Raw genomic sequence first — 16,733 nt, forward strand, 5'->3', positions numbered from 1 at the left:
CGTCGACGTGTCCGCCCGCGGCGGGGTCGGCGACATCATCGTCCGCCGCGCCTGACTCCGCGTACCGCCGACAAACGTCCCATCCCGGAGAGGAAAGCGGCATGACTGCCACCCGGACATCCGCGCCGACCGCCCCGAAGGCGACGGCGCCGGCGATCACCGCCGAGGGGCTGCGCAAGTCCTACGGCGACAAACTCGTGCTCGACGGCATCGACCTGAACATCGCCGAAGGCACCGTCTTCGCGCTGCTGGGGCCCAACGGCGCCGGCAAGACCACCACGGTGGAGATCCTCTCCACCCTCATCGACGCCGACGCGGGCGAGGTCCAGGTCGCAGGCTGCCATCTGACCCGGGCCGCCGACGCGGTGCGCTCCGCGATCGGCGTCACCGGCCAGTTCTCGGCCGTCGACAATCTGCTGACGGCCGAGGAGAACCTGCTCCTGATGGCCGATCTGCACCACCTCGACCGGCGTGAGGGCAGGCGGCGGGCCAAGAACCTGCTGCGCCGCTTCGAGTTGGCCGAGGTGGCGGACAAGACCGCCCACACCTTCTCCGGCGGTATGCGGCGCAAGCTGGACCTGGCGATGACCCTGGTCGGCGATCCGCGGATCATCTTCCTCGACGAGCCCACCACCGGACTCGACCCGCGCAGCCGGCGCACCATGTGGGAGATCATCCGCGGTCTGGTCGCCGACGACGGCGTGACGATCTTTCTGACCACCCAGTACCTCGAAGAGGCCGATCAACTCGCCGACCGCATCGCCGTGCTGGACCAGGGCAGGCTAATCGCCGAGGGCACTGCCGAGGAGCTGAAGCAGCGCATCCCCGGCGGCCACATCCGGGTGCGGTTCGCCGACGCCCAGAACCTGGAGACCGCCACGGGAATCTTCGGTATCGCCACCCGCGACGAGGAGTCCCTCGCCCTGCAGATCCCCAGCGACGGCTCCATTGCCAATCTGCGGGCCGTCCTCGACGCCCTGGAGGCCACCGCCGTCCAGGCCGAGTCGCTCACCGTGCACACCCCCGACCTCGACGACGTCTTCCTGACCCTCACCGGTCACTCCCGCCCCACCGACGCCGTCGACTCGTCCAAGGAGAACGCCTGATGGCCACCCTGTCCTACGCCGCGAGAGACTCCAGGACGATGCTGCGGCGCAACCTCAAGAAGGCCATGCGCTACCCGTCACTGACGCTCGCCGTCGTCCTCATGCCCCTGATGATGCTGCTGCTGTTCAACTACGTCTTCGGCAGCGCCCTTGGCACCGGCATCAGCGGCATGCCCACCGGCGGCGGCGACTACATCGACTACGTCGCGCCCGGCATCATTCTGATGGCCGCCACCTCCGGCGCCCTGACCACCGCGGTCAGCGTGTGTGTCGACAAGACCGAGGGAATCGTCAACCGCTTCCGTACGATGCCGATCTCCCGGGCCTCGTTCCTGACCGGCCATGTCGTCGGCAGTGTGATCCAGACGATGACCAGCATGGCCCTCGTCACCGGCGCCGCCCTCCTGATGGGCTTCCGCCCCGACGCCACGCCCGTCGAGTGGGTCGCGGCGCTCGGTCTGCTCACCGTGCTCACCCTGGCCTTGACCTGGATCTCCGCGGGCATCGGCCTGGTCGCCAAGAACCCGGAGACCGCCAGCAACATACCGATGCCGCTGACGTTCATGCCGTTCATCGGCAGCGCCATCGTGCCCACCGACTCCATGCCCACCGGTCTGCGCTGGTTCGCCGAGAACCAGCCGTTCACACCGATCATCGAGACCCTGCGCGGCCTGTGGCTCGGCACCGGCATCGGCTCCAGCGCGGCCGTCGGCCTCACCTGGTGCGTGGCGCTGTGCCTGGTCGGCTACGTGTGGGCGCGCCGCACCTTCAAGGCCGGTGCCAAGCGGTAACCACCGCGCCGATCGAGCCGGTGCGCCGATCCGGACCTTCCACGTTCCGCACGACGCTTGCAGGAGGACCCATGTCGTACGACCCGACGGCCAACGGCCCCGACCCCGACGCCGACGCCACCGAAGAGCCGCCCGCCCTGCCCACCGACCGGCGCACCGGCTGCCCCTTCGACCCGCCCGCCGGACTCACCGCGCCGAGCGACGAGCCGCTGCGCCGGATGCGCTGCGCCGACGGACACATCGGTTGGCTGGTCACCGGCCATGCCGCGGCCCGCGCGGTTCTGTCCGACCCGCGCTTCAGCTCACGCTACGAACTCCTGCACCCGCCGATACCGATGGCGGGGCTGCCCGAACAGCTGCCGCCGGCGCCGGTCGGCGACATCATCGGCCTCGACGCCCCCGAGCACACCCGCTACCGGCGCCTGCTCACGGGGAAGTTCACCGTCCGCCGCATGCGTCGCCTCACCGAGCGCGTCGAGCACTTCACCACCGAGTGCCTGGACGCCATGGAAGCGGCCGGGCCCACGGCCGACCTGGTGGCGGCCTTCGCTCAGCCCGTACCCGCACTCATGATCTGCGAGCTGCTCGGGGTGCCGTACGCCGACCGGGAGCGCTTCCAGAGCCAGGTGGCGGCCCTCTTCGACCAGATGGCGGAGGTGGAGGCGAAGGGTGACGCCTGTACGGCGCTGTCCCACTACCTGAACGAACTGGTGCTCGCCAAGCGCGCCGAGCCCACCGACGACCTGCTCAGCGATCTGACCACCTCCGACCTCACCGACGAGGAGCTGGCGGGAATCGGCGGGCTGCTGCTGGCCGCCGGTCTCGACACCACCGCGAACATGCTCGGCCTGGGCACCTTCGCCCTGCTGAGCAACCCCGACCAGCTCGACGCCCTGCGCGCCGACCCCGCTCTCACCGGGCGGACCGTGGAGGAGTTGCTGCGCTACCTCAGCGTGGCCGACCCGATTCCGCGGGCCGCGCTCGAAGACGTCGAGGTTGAGGGCCGGTTGATCCGGGCGGGTGAGACGGTGACCGTGTCCGTGCAGGCCGCCAACCGCGACCCGCGCAGGTTTCCCGACCCCGACCGGCTCGACCTCCACCGCGGGGCCACCGGACACCTGGCCTTCGGCCACGGCGCCCACCAGTGCCTCGGCCAGCAACTCGCCCGCGTCGAGATGACCGTCGCGTTCCCCGCGCTGTTCGCCCGCTTCCCCACCCTGCGCCTCGCGGTGCCGCCGCAGGAGGTGCCGCTGCGCGACCGCTCCAACATCTACGGCGTGATCAGCCTGCCCGTCATCTGGGACAAGGAGTAGCACCATGAGCGACACACCGCAGCCGCTGCTGCTGAGCGTCGACCGTGGGCGCTGCGCCGGGGCGGGTATGTGCGCCCTGACGGCTCCGGAGGTCTTCGACCAGGACGACGAGGAAGGCCTGGTGGTGCTGCTGCGCCCCGCCCCGGGCCCCGAGCACCGGGCAGCCGCCCGCACGGCCGTCGTCCTCTGCCCCGCCGGGGCCATCACCCTCGACACGGGTGAGGGCGGACGACTCCGCACAGAAGGCTGACAGCGGCCCGGACGACCCCGCGCCCGGTCCAGGGTCAGGGCCCCTGCCAGGACGAGCGGTTGTTCAGTCCCGCCAGCAGCCCGCCACCTCGTCGGCTGTGGTGACCGTCGCGACGAGCGCCAGGGTGTGACGCACCAGCGCGGCGGTGTAGTCGGCGGGCACCCCGGCGATGGCGTCGGCCGGTACCACGGCGGTGTAGCCGAGGTTGACGGCGTCGAAGACGGCGTTGGGCACCGCCACGTTCGCCGAGACACCGGTGACCACGAGCGTACGCACGCCGAGGTTGCGCAGCAGCGCGTCCACGTCCGTGCCGGCGAGCGGCGAGAGCCCGTGCAGCCGCCGTACGACGAGGTCCTGGTCGGCCACCGGGACGGGCTCGGCGACCCGCACGGCGGTCGATCCCGTCAACTGCTGTACGGCGAGCCGCTCCGCCGCGCGGAACAGCCGCGCGTTCCGGCCGGCTCCCCTGCCGTCGGGGCGGCGCTCGGCGACGGCATGCAGCACCTGGACGCCGGCCCGGTGGGCGGTGGCGGTCAGTTGCGCGATCCGGTCCAGCACACCCGTGCTCCGTACCTGGCGGGCGAGTTCGGGCAGGGCGCTCTCCTCGCCGACGACGCCGCGTTGGCATTCGACCGTCAGCAGTGCGGTGGTGGCGGGGTCGAGCTGGGCGGCGAGCCGGTCGGTCGGAGGCATCCCTGTTTCCCTTCCGTCGTGGGGGCTTGCGGGCGCCGGGTCGTCGGGGCGCCCGCAGGATAGGGACCATTGCGTCGGACGGGAAGAGCCATCATGATTTCCTGACGATTCGTCAGCAACAGCTCGGTCGGGAACACCCGGTTCGGCTCGGGAAGGCGGAGACGCATGGCCGACGCACAGCAGCGGCGAGGACGCCGGATCATGATGACGCCGGCAGAACGCGACGCCTTCCTGCGCGCCCAGCGCACCTGCCGGGTCGCCACGGTGAGCCGGCAGGGGGCACCGCATGTGGGCGCGCTGTGGTTCTGCTGGGACGGCGAGGCGCTGTGGCTGTACTCGCTCGTCCGCAGCAGACGGTGGACGCAGCTGTGCAACGACCCCCGGCTCGCCGTGCTGGTGGACGACGGCGAGGAGTACGGGCAGTTGCGCGGCGTCGAACTGTCCGGCAGCGCCGAGTTCGTCGGGGAGGCTCCGCGCAGCGGTGCGCCCTTCCCGGAACTGGCCGAGGTGGAACGGCTGTTCCCGGCCAAGTACTTCGGTATGGCGCAGATGCCGTACGACGGGCGGCACGCCTGGCTGAAGTTGGTGCCCGAGTCGGTCGTCTCCTGGGACTTCCGCAAGCTGTGAGCGGCGGAACCTGCGCCGCCCGGGTCAGTCGTAGCGCCCCGCCTCCGCCGGACGCAGCGCCATGGCGAGGTCGTCGGCGAGGCGGTCGATGTCGCCCGGGGCCAGCGGCGAGACGGTCACGCGCAGCCCCGGCGGGGACGCGAGCCGGAAGCGGGCGCCGGGGGCCACCGCCCAGCCGGCCTGGAGCAGCCGCGCCACCGGACCGGTCTCGTCCCGCACCGGCACCCATACGTTCATACCGCTGCGTCCCCGCGCGGTGACGCCCCGCGCGGCGAGCGCGTCCACCAGCGCCGTGCGCCGGGTGCCGTACCCGTCGGCCACCCGCGCCGGGTCCGCCGCGCCGGTCTCCCACAGGTGGGCGACGGCGCGCTGCAGCAGGTGGCTGACCCAGCCGGGGCCCAGCCGTTGGCGGCCACGGACCCGGTCGACGGTGAGCGGGTCACCCGTCAGTACGGCCAGGCGCAGATCGGGGCCGTAAGCCTTGGCGGTCGAACGCACCAGCGCCCACATACGGGTGACGCCCGCGAGGGGATGCAGCGGGAGGTCGACGATGCCGTGCCCGTGGTCGTCCTCGATCAGCAGCGTCCCGGGGTGACCCCTCAGCACGGCCCGCAGTTCCCGGGCGCGGGCTTGCGAGACAGCGGCGCCCGTCGGGTTCTGCGCGCGGTCGGTGACGACGGCAGCGCGTGCCCCCTGACCGAGGGCACGCGCCAGTTCGGCGGGGAGCGGTCCGTCGTCGTCCACGGCCACGGGCAGCGGGCGCAGTCCGAGCGCGGGGACGAGGTCCAGCAGGCTGCCCCAGCCGGGGTCCTCGACGGCGACGGCGTCACCGGGGCGCAGATGTGCCGCCAGGACACGCTCGATGGCGTCGAGCGAACCGGAAGTGACGGCGAGCGGCCCGGCGGGCACCCCGTCGGCATCCAGCGCCGCCCGGGCCAGCGCCGCGAACCCGGGGTCGGCGTCCGGTGCGCCGTAGAGCACCGGGGCGCGTGCCGCCCGGTCGGCCGAGGCGGCGAAGGCGGTGGCGAGCGGCGGAAGCAGCGCGGGGTCGGGGTTACCGGTGGAGATGTCGACACCACCCGCGGGGGGCTCGACCCGGACGGATTCGCGGGGTGCGGTGGCCGGCCGCTGCCGGATCCGGCTGCCCCGTCGCCCCGCGGTCTCGATGACGCCGCGGTCACGCAGGGTGCGGTACGCGGCAGCCACGGTGTTGGGGTTCACGCCCAGCTCGGCCGCCAGCTCCCGCAGCGGCGGCAGCAGTTCGCCCGGCGCGAGCGCACCACTGCCCACGCCCCGCTCGACGCTGTCCGCGATCTCTGCTGCGCCACGACCTTCGATCCGGTAGTCTCCTAGCACAAACAACATTATGCACTAGTGCAATAGGAGAGTGCAATGGCCGACTCGCCCTCCACCCCGGCGACCTACACCCCCACCGCGCGCACCACCGGCAGCCGGGCGCGCGAGCGCATGGCCTACGACCGCGAATCGGTGCACGCCATCCTCGACGCGGGCTACCTGTGCCATCTCGGCTTCGTCCGGGACGGCGCGCCTGTCGTACTGCCCACGCTGTACGCCCGGGTGGGGGAACGGCTGTATGTGCACGGCTCCACGGGCTCCCGCCCGCTGCGCGAGGCGGGCCGGAACGACGCCGGGGTGCCGGTGTGTGTGACGGTCACCCACCTGGACGGGCTGGTTCTGGCCAAGTCGGCCTTCCACCACTCGGTCAACTACCGCTCCGTGGTGGCGCACGGCCTCGCACACCAGGTCACCGACCAGGAGGAACGGCTGCTGGCGCTGGACGCGATCGTGGAGAACGCCGTACCGGGCCGGGCCGACGACTCGCGCAGGGCGAATCCGAAGGAGTTGGCCGCCACTGCCGTGGTCCGGTTGGACCTGGACGAGGTCTCGGCGAAGTCCCGCACCGGCGGGCCCAACGACGAGCCGGAAGACCTCGACCTGCCGTACTGGAGCGGCGTACTGCCCGTCTCCACCGTCCACGGCGCTCCGATACCGGCCGACGACCTCTCGCCGGACATCCCGCTGCCCGGCTACCTCACCGCGCGCTGACGTCCGCCGCCGCACCGGCGGGACCGGTGGACCCGGCCACCGGTGCGGCGTCGTCGGCCGGCGCCTTGGGGGTGGAACGCTGGGCGATGAAGGCGCCCAGCAGCACCACGGCACCACCCGTCAACTGGACGGCGCTCAAGTGCTCGCCGAGCAGCACCCAGGCGAGCACCGTGGCGATGACCGCCTCCAGGCAGGCCACCACACCCGCCACCGCAGGAGACAGCCGCCGTACCGAAACGACCCCGGTCAGATATGCGGTCGCGGTGGCCACCAGCACGATCCAGACCAGCAGCGCCAGCCCGTGCACCTCGGTGCCCTGCAACTGGGCGCTGCCGCCGAGAACCGACCAGTCGGTGTGCCAGGGCCTGGCGACCACGGTCAGCGCCAGCGCGCCGATCAGCAGTCCATAGGCGATGACCCCGATCGGGTCGGCGGGCGGCCTGGCCGCGTCGCCCTCCTCGACGCTGCTGCCGTGGTCCGAGAGCACGAAGTACCCCACCTGGCAGCAGGCGGCTCCCAGCGCGAGCAGCAGTCCGAGCCCGTCGAGCCGCAGCCCGGCCCACACCTCGACGACACAGCTGAGGCCCCCGACCGCGAGCACCATGCCGACGGCGGCGGCCCGTGTCACCGCACGGCGCTGGACGAACCGCACCCACAGCAGCACCAGTGCGGGGGCCAGATACTCGATCAGCAGCGCGACGCCGACCGGGATGCGGGAGAGCGCGGTGAAGTAGAAGGCCTGCACACCGGCGACCGCGAGCAGCCCGAAGCCCACCAACAGCCACGGCCGCTCCCGTACCAGCGCCCGGTGCCGCCAGGCCAGCGGCAGCATGACCAGCGCCCCGCCCGCGGCGCGCAGCCAGGTGACGTGCAGGGGCTCCAGTCCGGCCTCGATGAGCGGTTTGGCCGCGACGCCCGAACTGCCGAACGCGCAGGCGGAGACCAACGCGAGAACGAGGCCCGAGGTGCGGGCACGGGAGACGCCCGTGGTGGACGAGTCGGTGCGCATCGCCGCATCATCTCAAGCGCCGACAGGAGTGTCATCCCCGAGACCCCTGACATCCACCGTCCGGTCAGCTCCGGGCCGTCGGCGCACGGCCCCCTGCCGCCGAGGAGACGCGCCGATCAGTCGCCACGAGGTGCCCTCAGGCGCCGTCGGCGACCCCGAGCCGGGCGGCCAGCTCTTCCACGTCGACCCCCGCGCGGCGCAGCACCTCCGCGCCCCGGCACTCCGGGGCGGCAACCACACCGGCGAACAGGTCGACGCCCTCCGTCCGCGCCCTCCCCAGCCGCTCGGCGCGGCGGGCGGCGAGCTCCAGGGCCGCCTGCGCGCTGGGCGACCACCCGGGCACCGCACCGGGCTGGTCGGAGACGGCCGGCACGGCGCCGGAATCCTCCACCGTGCTCTGCCAGCGCAGGCCGTAACCGATGCTGCGCTGCACGAGATAGCCGAGCAGCTTGCCGATCTGCGAGCCGCCGCCGTCCAGCAGCTCCCAGGTGCCGCTGTCGGACTCCAGCAGGCTGTGCAGCAGGTGCGCCGTGTCGATCTGCCGGTCGCCGTCCCGCGCCGCACGGCGGCGCGCGGTCGCGATCACATCGGCCAGCGCAGCGCTGGCCTGCGGGTCGACGGCGGCGTCGAACCCCGCTTCGGCCGAGAGACTGGGCGGTGTAGAGCTGTGCACCGAACCACCACACCACACACACCTGTGAAAAATCATCGGCGTGCCGTGGCATATGCCGGTCCCCCCATGGGTGGGCGCGGATGTCGGATGTCTCCTCCTTGGGAAGGAGACACGCGACTCCGCGTCCTGCGGAGCGGCGGGGCCTCAGTCTTCCTCGGCGAGGATCAGATAGAGACTCTTGCGGGCGTCGTTGACGACCCGGAGCGCCTTTTCCCGCTGCTCCTCGGTGCCTGTCGCCCACACCTGCTGGAAGGCCGAAGCGAGCCCTCCGGCCGCGGTACGCACCTCCTGCAGGGCCTCCCAGTCGGCACCGCGCCCCGCGTCCTCCCAGGGGGCCTCCGCGCCGGCCGCGGCCTCGGTCCGGCCCGCGTCGGTGAGCGAGAAGTGCTTCTTGCCACCCTCGCTCTGACTGACGATCAGCCCTTCGTCCTCCAGCAGTTGGAGGGTCGGGTAGACGGAGCCGGGGCTGGGCTTCCAGGCGCCGCCACTGCGTTCGGCGATCTCCTGGATCATCTCGTAGCCGTGCATCGGGCGGTCCTTGAGCAGCGCGAGGATCGACGCCCTGACATCGCCGCGCCGCGCCCGGCCCCGGGGTCCGCCCCGGCCGCGCCCACGGCCGCCGAAGGGCCCGCCGCCGAAGGGCGACCCGAAGGGGCCGAAGGCCGCACGCCCCCGCCCGGGTCCGTATCCGCGGCCCGGGCCATGACCGTGCGGGCCACAGGGGCCGCCACCGGCTCCCCCTCCGCCACGCTCGCGGCCCGGGCCGTACTGCCGAGCGCCCTGTTCCATTTCGTGTTCCGTTCCGTAGGGATACATCGCCGACTCCTTCACATCGTATCTTTGATCTGTCGTGATGCTTCAACGATATATCGGAACGCATCGGTCGACAAGCACCTGCCGCCATGGCGCGGCCGAGCACCGGCCACCACCCCACCGACCTGCCCTTCTGCCGTACGGGGAGCTCCCCGGACGGGCCACGGCCGGCTCCGTAAGCTGGGCGCCGGGGGCGGCCGGCGCCTTCCCGCAAGCGTCAGGAGCCGCCCGTATGTCCACCCGTGTCGTCTCAGCGGACCGCAACCGCCGGGTTCCGGCGCTCGTCGCCGCCCTTCTCGCGGTGGCCGTGCTCGCCGGCTGCGGCGGCGAACCGGGCGAGCGCTCCCCGGAGCGCGACCGCGCCTCCACGGCGGACCGGCCCGCACCGCCTCCCGTACACGCGGGCTTCGACTACCAGATCGGCGGCGCCTACCCGCCGCCCGACGGGGTGCGCGTGGTCTCCCGGGACCGCGCGCACAAGCCCGCTGCCGGGCGGTACAGCATCTGCTACGTCAACGGCTTCCAGGCCCAGCCCGACGCCCTGGACTGGTGGCAGCGGAACCACCCCGACCTGGTGCTGCACGGGGCGGGCGGCAAGCCGGTGATGGACACCGACTGGAACGAGGCACTGCTCGACACCTCCACCGCCACGCGCCGCAAGGCGCTGGCCCGTATCGTCGGCGGCTGGATCGAGGGCTGCGCCGACAAGGGGTTCCAGGCGGTCGAACTGGACAACCTCGACTCCTACGAGCGCTCCGGAAAGCGCCTCACCCGGGGCGACAACGTGAAGTTCGCCGCACTGCTGACCCGGCGCGCGCACCGGAGCGGGATGGCGGCCGGCCAGAAGAACGCCCAGGAGCTGCTGGGGCAGCGCGACGCGATGGGGTTCGACTTCGCCGTGACGGAGGAGTGCGGGCAGTACCGGGAGTGCGGGAGTTACGCGAAGGCGTACGACGACCGGGTGCTGGACGTCGAGTACACGGCCAAGGGGCTCGCGGCGGCCTGCCGCACGTGGGGCGAGCGGCTGTCGATCGTCCGGCGGGACCTGGACGTCCGGCCGGAGGGAGAGGACAGGCACCTGTACGAACGCTGCTGAGCCCGGCTCGGCCGGCTCCGGGGTCGGCAGCGCGCATCCCGGGGCACCCCGCACCCCAGCAGTGCCTCTCGCACAGCCGTTCAAGCCACACGCGGGGAATTGGCGCTGCCCCCGGCCGCCCCGGCGTCGTACCGTCCCGGGCCATGAGACTCCGTACCGTTGACGCGTTCGCCGCCCGGCCCTACACCGGGAACCCCGCCGCCGTCGTCCTGATGGATGAGGACGGACCGCCGGACGACTCCCGCCTCCAGGCCGTCGCAGCCGAGCTCAACCTGTCCGAGACCGCCTACGCGCACCCGGTGCCCGGCGACCCGGAAGCCGACTGGGCACTGCGCTGGTTCACACCGACGACGGAGGTGGACATGTGCGGTCACGCCACGCTCGCCACCGCCCATGTGCTCGCCGAGGACGGCCTGCTGGGCGAGGGCGAGCGGGTGCGCTTCCGTACCCGCAGCGGGGTGCTCAGCGCCACCCGGGAGCCGGACGGCACGCTCACCCTCGACTTCCCCACCGCCCGTCCGGCGCCGGTCCCGGTGCCGGACGGCGTCCCGCAGGCCCTCGGCGCCGACGCCGTGGCCGCCTGGGGCACCGGCACGCTGGGGATGCTGGTGCTGGAGCTCGCCGACGAGCAGACGTTGCGCGAACTGGCCCCCGAATCCGCCGCCGTCGCCGCGCTCCCCACCCCGGTCGTGGTGGTGACGGCCGCGGCGGCACCGTCCTCGCACGCCACGCCGGGCGAGCCGGGGCACGACTTCGTCTCCCGCGTCTTCGCACCCTCCCAAGGGCTCCCGGAGGACCCCGTCACCGGCAGCGCGCACACCGCGCTCGCGCCCCTGTGGTCACGCCGGCTCGGGCGGGACACGCTGACCGGCCTCCAGGCATCGCGCCGCACCGGCTATGTGCGCACCACACTGCGCGGCGACCGCACCCTGCTGAACGGTCAGGCGATCACGGTGCTGGACGCGAAGCTGCGTACACGGCTGTAAGTCCTGCGGCGACAAGTCCTGCGGCGATCCCTGCCGCGCCACAGCACTGCACGCCACTGCACGGCACGGTGCGGCACGGTGCGGCGCCACACCAGCGTGTGCGCGGCGGCCCGTGCCGCTCATCGCCGCGATCTCACGGCGTGGGCAGCCAGTCCACCCGACCCGCGAGCAGCGCGTAGCCGACGAAGGCGACGATGTCGATCAGCGCGTGGGCCGCCACCAGCGGCCCCACGCGGCCCCAACGCCGGTAGAGGAGGCCGAAGACGAGCCCCATCGCCAGATTGCCGAAGAACCCGCCGATGCCCTGGTAGAGGTGGTAGGAGCCGCGCAGCACGGCGCTCGCGGAGAGCGAGGCGAGCGGCGACCAGCCCAGCTGGTCGAGCCGACGCAGCAGATAGCCGACGACGATCACCTCCTCCAGCACGGAGTTCTGCACCGCGGAGGCGATCAGGACCGGGTACTTCCACCACACGTCGGGCAGTGACTCGGGCTCCACCGTGAGGTTGAAGCCGCCCGCCTGCGCCAGCAGATACAGGCCGATGCCGCAGCCGCCGATACCCGCCGCCGCAGCCGCGCCCCAGCTCAGGTCGAAGGCGGGCCTGCGACGGTCGAAGCCGAGTACGCGCAGGCCGCCCGCGCCCTCACGCACCAGGAGGTGCGCGACCAGCGCGACCGGTACCAGCGCGGTCGCGATCCCGAACAGCTGCCAGGCCAGGTCGAGCCAGGGCCGGCCGGGTGCCTGCGAGGAGTTGAGCCGGGCGGCCTGGTCGGCCAGCCCGCCCGGTCGGGTCAGCGCACCGACGAAGCTGATCAGCGACGAGACGGCGCTGGCTCCCAGCGAGAGGGCGAGCACCAGCAGCAGTTCGCTGCGGAGCGCCTGCCGCGGCAGCCCGTCGGCGGTGGCTGCCGCGGGTGCGGGCAGCGGGTCGTCAGGCGCCTGTGCGCGCACACGAACCTCCAGTTCCCGACGCCCTGCTCATCCCGTCTCCTCCTGTCGCACCGCCACCGGACCTGCCACGTCACAGCTTGCCCGACGGCTCCGGTGCGGCCGACGTGCGGGGGCCCGGTGCGCCGACGTGCGGGGCCCGGTGCGCCGCCTCCAGGGGCTGTGGCAGCCGCTGGAGGCGGACGTCGGGGCCCCGCGCCCCGGAACGGCTCGCGGCGACACGCCGGGAACACCGCCGGTCGGGGTGCCCGGTGCCGGCCGTTCTCCGCACGTCCGGCTACGGCCCCTCGCCCCAGGTGTGTACGGCGGCGCCGTCCGCCGCGCGGTCGCAGTAGGCACGGGCGACGGCGGCCAGCGCCTTCTCCCGGTCGAGTCCGGAGTCCACCGCGCGGTGGTAGGCCGCCGCCTGCCACGAGGCGCCGTTGACCCGCAGTCGGCAGCGCTCCTCGATCACCGAGAGGTACCGGTCGCGGTCCGCGGGCTCCACCCCCCAGGCGTCGAGCCCGGCCGCGGCCAGCGGCAGCAGCTCGTTGCGCACCAGCCGGGTGGCGGGCTGCCGTACCAGCCCGGTGCCCCGGCCCGAGCGCGGCCACCACAGCTCGGCCTCGATGCCGTACCGGCAGGCCGCGTCGAAGTTCCGCTCGGCGTACTCGAACGGCATCCGGTTCCACACCGGCCGCGGGTCGTCGGCCAGCGCCCGGACCAGCCCGTAGTAGAAGGCGGCGTTGGCCAGCACATCGGTCACCGTCGGTCCGGCCGGCAGCACCCTGTTCTCCACCCGCAGATGCGCGGCGCCCTCCATCACCCCGTAGACGGGCCGGTTCCAGCGGTAGATGGTGCCGTTGTGCAGGGTCAGCTCCGGCAGCGCCGGCACCCCGCCGGCGGCCAGCACGCGCTGCGGGTCCTCCTGGTCGCAGATGGGCAGCAGCGCGGGGAAGTAGCGCAGGTTCTCCTCGAACAGGTCGTACGCGGAGGAGATCCAGCGCTCCCCGAACCAGGTGCGCGGGCGTACCCCCTGGGCGCTCAGCTCCGGCGGGCGGGTGTCGGTGGCCTGGAGGAAGAGCGGGATCCGCGACTCGCGCCACAACTCGTGCCCGAACAGGAAGGGCGAGTTGGCGCCCATGGCGATCTGCGCGCCGCTGACGGCCTGCGCCGCGTTCCATACGTCGGCGAACCGGCCGGGCGTCACCTGAAGATGGAGCTGTACGGAGGTGCAGGCGGACTCCGGCGCAATCGACTCCGAGGTGCTCACCAGGTGTTCGACACCGTCGATGTCGAGGGAGATCTCCTCGCCGCGTGCGGCCATGATCTGGTCGTTGAGCAGCCGGTAGCGGTCGCCCTCGGTGAGGTTGGCCAAGGTCAGATCGCGTGCCGTGAGCGTCGGCAGGGTGCCGATCATGACAATGCGCGCGTCGACCGCACGGGCCTGCCGGTCCGCGTAGGCCAGCCCGGTGCGAAGTTCCTCGGCGAGCTGATCGAGGACTCTTCCGGAGAGCGCGTGCGGCACGATATTCACTTCGAGGTTGAACTGCCCCAGTTCTGTCTGGAAATCCGAGCTCGCGATGTGCTGGAGAACCTCCGCATTCACCATGAGGGGCTGACCTTGGGCGTCCGAGAGATTCAGCTCGATCTCCAGCCCCATCAGATTCCTGGGCCGGTCGAACCTCTTCTCTTCCAGCAGCTGCCACAGCCCCTGCAGGCACTTGTGCAGCTTCTGTCGGTACCGCCGTCGATCGGACAGGTCGAACCTGTCGGCGACGACCTTCTCTCCCATCGGGGGCTTCCTCCCTGCTGGTGGATGCTGCCGGAGGTCCCGGCCGAGCGTGCACCGATGATGCCCTGCCGCGCTGCGGATAACGCCTGGCAGGGCTGACGCGGCGGGTAACTGCCGCTAGGCTGGCGGATGCAGGACGGCACATTCCCTCGGCATACGGCGGCGTCCAGCCCCAGCGGCACAGCTTCCGTGAAAACACCGGCATCTTCCGGCCGACCGCGTTTGGCCCAGATTCCGAGGTCATCCCCGTGTACCCGTCGTCGCCGCAGGTGAAAAGCCCGCGGATTCGACCGGTTACGGCCTTACGGGAAACAACGGGGCACGTTAGCGGAAACACTCCTCGAACACATCTCGTATAAACTGCGCGAACGAGGCAGAGACTTGGCGATCCCGGCCCGCCCCCGTCGACCCCTCCCAGCCGCTTTCGCGGCCCATCCCGCGCCGACACAGCCGTCGCGCCCCCGCCAGCACCTTGTGTCTCCCAAGAGAGGCGACCCGCCATGCCGCTGCACGTACCCTCGGCCCCGGCCCCCGCCCTGCGCAGTGTCCTGACCGCTCTCGGCTCCCCGAGCGCGGTCAGGGGCTCCCGAGCCCCCATGGCGCTGCGCACCGCCCAGGGCCCCCTGCGTCCCGAACTCCCGCTCCCGGCGTACGAGATGGCACGCGTGGCGCCGCACTCCCGCGAACGCGCGGTGGAGCGCGTCGGCGAACGCGCCGACGAACCGGCGACCGCCTCCCCGCGCACCCGGCTGACCGGCTGGCGCTTCCTGCTGTCCGACGACGGAACCGTCGGTGAGGGCGCCCAGGGCTCCTACGTCGGCACGGCGGAAGCCGTACTGACGGCGGACGGCTGGGCCTTCGGCCAGTTCCGGCAGGGCCCCTACGTCCTGTCGACCGTGCGGGCGATGCGCCAGGCCGAACTGCTGCCGACGCCCTACCAGCCTCGGCTGCTGTCGGTGCCGGAGCTGTACATGCTCACCCTGTGGCTGCACGCCGAGGTCTCCGCCGACCCGTGCGGCGGCGTACCGGACCCGGCCGACCTGCTGATACCGCTGGCCCCCGCGCCGCCCGGCATCGCCCCGCACACCGCGCACCGGGTGGATGCGCTGCTGCCCGTACTGACGCGCAGACTGGTGGCCTCCGCGGCTCCGGCGCAGCCGGCTCCCGGTACGGACCCGCAGACGGCCGGGCTGCTGCGTACGGCCTGAGACCGGCTCGGGGGCGGAGCGGGACCGGCGTCCGTCCCGCGACACACCTGCACCGCTGTGCGCTCCACCGGATGGGCTAGTCTTCGCGATTACCCGAACCCCCCGGAACAGCCGCGCAGTTGGGCGCAACCGCCCGCCCGGGTGATGCGTCTGTGCGGTTGGGTACGAGCTGACGCGAAATCCCTGCGGATTCGAGCCAGCAGCGGAACACTGGGAGATGGACCGGAACGTACGGGGTTACGGGGGAACGGCCATGCACAGCAAGAGCCGCAGGACAGACGCCACAACACTACGGAAGACGACACCGACAATGTGCCAGCACCAGCCACCGTGCCCGACAGCGGAGTCAGCCGACAGGGAGGCCGCGCACCCCGTGGCCCACCACCCCGAGCAGGGCTGGAGCCTGCTCTGCAACGGAGTTCTGCTCTTCGAGGACACGGGTGAGTTGCTGCCGGACGGCCAGATCATCGCGCCGCACAAGCCGCTCGGCGCGCGCCACGTCATCACCGCCGCCTAGCGCGCGGCGGCAGGTCGACCGCAGATGAGGGTTGGGGGGGCCCCCCCGGCCCCCCGCAACCCTCGTTGTCGTGGTGGTGTGCCGTCCGTTGCGGCGGGCCCGTCGGCGTACGGTATACGCGACGGGCTCCGCCACAGCGCTCGGCTCCGCACTACCCCGCGTCGTACTCCGCCATCGGCGGGCAGGAGCAGACCAGGTTGCGGTCACCGTAGGCGCCGTCGATCCGGCGCACCGGCGGCCAGTACTTGTCGGACGCCTGCACACCGGCCGGGAAGACGGCTTCCTCGCGTCCGTAGCCCTGCTGCCACTCGCGGCCGAGCATCGCGGCGGTGTGCGGGGCGTTGCGCAGCGGGTTGTCCTCCCTGTCCCACTCCCCCGTACCGACCTTCTCGATCTCCGCACGAATGGCGATCATCGCCTCGCAGAACCGGTCGACCTCGTTGAGGTCCTCGCTCTCGGTCGGCTCGATCATCAGCGTTCCCGCGACCGGGAAGGACATCGTCGGCGCGTGGAAGCCGTAGTCGATCAGCCGCTTGGCGACGTCGTCGATGCTCACGCCCGTCTGCTTGGTCAGCGGGCGTACGTCGATGATGCACTCGTGCGCCACCAGCCCGTTCGGGCCCGTGTAGAGCACGGGGTAGTGCGGCTCCAGCCGCTTGGCGATGTAGTTGGCGCTCAGGACCGCCACCTGGGTCGCCCTGCGCAGCCCCTCGGAGCCCATCAGCCGCACATACGCCCAGGAGATCGGCAGGATCCCGGCCGAGCCCCACGGCGCCCCCGAGACCGGCCCGATGCCCGTCTCGGGACCCGCGGCGGGCTGCAGCGGGTGGTTGGGCAGATACGGCGCCAGGTGCTCGCGTACGC

At 72.4% G+C, this 16,733-nt stretch carries 17 protein-coding genes and 1 pseudogene; 10 read left to right on the forward strand and 8 right to left on the reverse strand.

Translation table 11 applies throughout. The features are described 5' to 3' along the window. The first annotated feature begins 101 nt into the window (after positions 1-101). From KBY19_RS32685 to KBY19_RS32700, 4 genes are all read left to right on the forward strand, one after another. Positions 102-1,106, forward strand: a complete 1,005-nt coding sequence (locus KBY19_RS32685) for an ATP-binding cassette domain-containing protein (protein ID WP_210967286.1) — start codon at positions 102-104, stop codon at positions 1,104-1,106. Beyond that, positions 1,106-1,897 (forward strand): ABC transporter permease, encoded by a 792-nt coding sequence (locus tag KBY19_RS32690; protein WP_185016225.1) that lies wholly within the window; start codon positions 1,106-1,108, stop codon positions 1,895-1,897. Before KBY19_RS32685 ends, KBY19_RS32690 begins: the two co-directional genes overlap by 1 nt. Before the next feature lie 71 nt (positions 1,898-1,968). Further along, positions 1,969-3,210 carry a cytochrome P450 gene (locus KBY19_RS32695; protein WP_210967287.1) on the forward strand — a complete coding sequence of 414 codons (1,242 nt, stop codon included), beginning with the start codon at positions 1,969-1,971 and terminating at the stop codon, positions 3,208-3,210. Positions 3,211-3,214: 4 nt separating this feature from the next. After that, positions 3,215-3,460 carry a ferredoxin gene (locus KBY19_RS32700; protein WP_185016227.1) on the forward strand — a complete coding sequence of 82 codons (246 nt, stop codon included), beginning with the start codon at positions 3,215-3,217 and terminating at the stop codon, positions 3,458-3,460. Between the two features lie 63 nt (positions 3,461-3,523). Here the strand turns inward: KBY19_RS32700 and KBY19_RS32705 are convergent, their stop codons facing one another. Continuing rightward, positions 3,524-4,153, reverse strand: coding sequence for a cysteine hydrolase (locus KBY19_RS32705; RefSeq protein ID WP_210956573.1), 630 nt, complete (start codon positions 4,151-4,153; stop codon positions 3,524-3,526). Between the two features lie 165 nt (positions 4,154-4,318). Between KBY19_RS32705 and KBY19_RS32710 the strand changes: the two genes are divergently transcribed. Continuing rightward, positions 4,319-4,780, forward strand: coding sequence for a pyridoxamine 5'-phosphate oxidase family protein (locus KBY19_RS32710; protein ID WP_185016228.1), 462 nt, complete (start codon positions 4,319-4,321; stop codon positions 4,778-4,780). Positions 4,781-4,804: 24 nt separating this feature from the next. On the opposite strand, the gene KBY19_RS32715 is transcribed toward KBY19_RS32710, so the two are convergent. Next, positions 4,805-6,136 (reverse strand): aminotransferase class I/II-fold pyridoxal phosphate-dependent enzyme, encoded by a 1,332-nt coding sequence (locus tag KBY19_RS32715; RefSeq protein ID WP_180289557.1) that lies wholly within the window; start codon positions 6,134-6,136, stop codon positions 4,805-4,807. A gap of 36 nt (positions 6,137-6,172) precedes the next feature. On the opposite strand from KBY19_RS32715, the gene KBY19_RS32720 reads away from it, so the two are divergent. Continuing rightward, on the forward strand, positions 6,173-6,847 hold the full coding sequence (locus KBY19_RS32720) for a pyridoxamine 5'-phosphate oxidase family protein (protein ID WP_099878345.1): 675 nt from the start codon (positions 6,173-6,175) through the stop codon (positions 6,845-6,847). Here the strand turns inward: KBY19_RS32720 and KBY19_RS32725 are convergent. The 3 genes from KBY19_RS32725 to KBY19_RS32735 all read right to left on the reverse strand — a co-directional run bounded on the left by KBY19_RS32725 (position 6,834) and on the right by KBY19_RS32735 (position 9,345). Beyond that, complete coding sequence (locus KBY19_RS32725) at positions 6,834-7,856, reverse strand: DMT family transporter (protein ID WP_099878348.1); 1,023 nt, start codon at positions 7,854-7,856, stop codon at positions 6,834-6,836. The genes KBY19_RS32720 and KBY19_RS32725 overlap by 14 nt on opposite strands. 136 nt (positions 7,857-7,992) lie before the next feature. Beyond that, on the reverse strand, positions 7,993-8,529 hold the full coding sequence (locus KBY19_RS32730) for a Clp protease N-terminal domain-containing protein (protein ID WP_307843684.1): 537 nt from the start codon (positions 8,527-8,529) through the stop codon (positions 7,993-7,995). A 144-nt stretch (positions 8,530-8,673) separates the two neighbouring features. Next, positions 8,674-9,345, reverse strand: coding sequence for a PadR family transcriptional regulator (locus tag KBY19_RS32735; RefSeq protein WP_185016232.1), 672 nt, complete (start codon positions 9,343-9,345; stop codon positions 8,674-8,676). A 229-nt stretch (positions 9,346-9,574) separates the two neighbouring features. Here KBY19_RS32735 and KBY19_RS32740 point away from each other — a divergent pair, with 229 nt between their 5' ends. Beyond that, the gene (locus tag KBY19_RS32740) at positions 9,575-10,438 is read left to right on the forward strand and encodes an endo alpha-1,4 polygalactosaminidase (RefSeq protein WP_185016233.1); all 864 of its coding nucleotides are present in this window, start codon (positions 9,575-9,577) and stop codon (positions 10,436-10,438) included. A gap of 143 nt (positions 10,439-10,581) precedes the next feature. Further along, positions 10,582-11,424, forward strand: a complete 843-nt coding sequence (locus tag KBY19_RS32745) for a PhzF family phenazine biosynthesis protein (RefSeq protein WP_210967289.1) — start codon at positions 10,582-10,584, stop codon at positions 11,422-11,424. 133 nt (positions 11,425-11,557) lie between these two features. On the opposite strand, the gene KBY19_RS32750 is transcribed toward KBY19_RS32745, so the two are convergent. After that, positions 11,558-12,346: a CPBP family intramembrane glutamic endopeptidase gene (locus tag KBY19_RS32750; protein WP_099886305.1), complete on the reverse strand. Its 789-nt coding sequence runs from the start codon at positions 12,344-12,346 to the stop codon at positions 11,558-11,560. A gap of 301 nt (positions 12,347-12,647) precedes the next feature. Then, positions 12,648-14,144: a glutamate--cysteine ligase gene (locus tag KBY19_RS32755; RefSeq protein ID WP_185016235.1), complete on the reverse strand. Its 1,497-nt coding sequence runs from the start codon at positions 14,142-14,144 to the stop codon at positions 12,648-12,650. Between the two features lie 500 nt (positions 14,145-14,644). On the opposite strand from KBY19_RS32755, the gene KBY19_RS32760 reads away from it, so the two are divergent. Further along, positions 14,645-15,352, forward strand: coding sequence for a hypothetical protein (locus tag KBY19_RS32760; RefSeq protein ID WP_099878359.1), 708 nt, complete (start codon positions 14,645-14,647; stop codon positions 15,350-15,352). A 310-nt stretch (positions 15,353-15,662) separates the two neighbouring features. Continuing rightward, complete coding sequence (locus KBY19_RS32765; protein WP_099878362.1) at positions 15,663-15,869, forward strand: DUF5999 family protein; 207 nt, start codon at positions 15,663-15,665, stop codon at positions 15,867-15,869. 151 nt (positions 15,870-16,020) lie between these two features. On the opposite strand, the pseudogene KBY19_RS32770 reads toward KBY19_RS32765, so the two are convergent. Next, positions 16,021-16,733: pseudogene (locus KBY19_RS32770) on the reverse strand (glycine dehydrogenase (aminomethyl-transferring)); the annotation flags it as partial.

It is taken from the genome of Streptomyces sp. B15, assembly GCF_018070605.1.
Taxonomy (GTDB): Bacteria; Actinomycetota; Actinomycetes; order Streptomycetales; family Streptomycetaceae; genus Streptomyces; species Streptomyces smyrnaeus.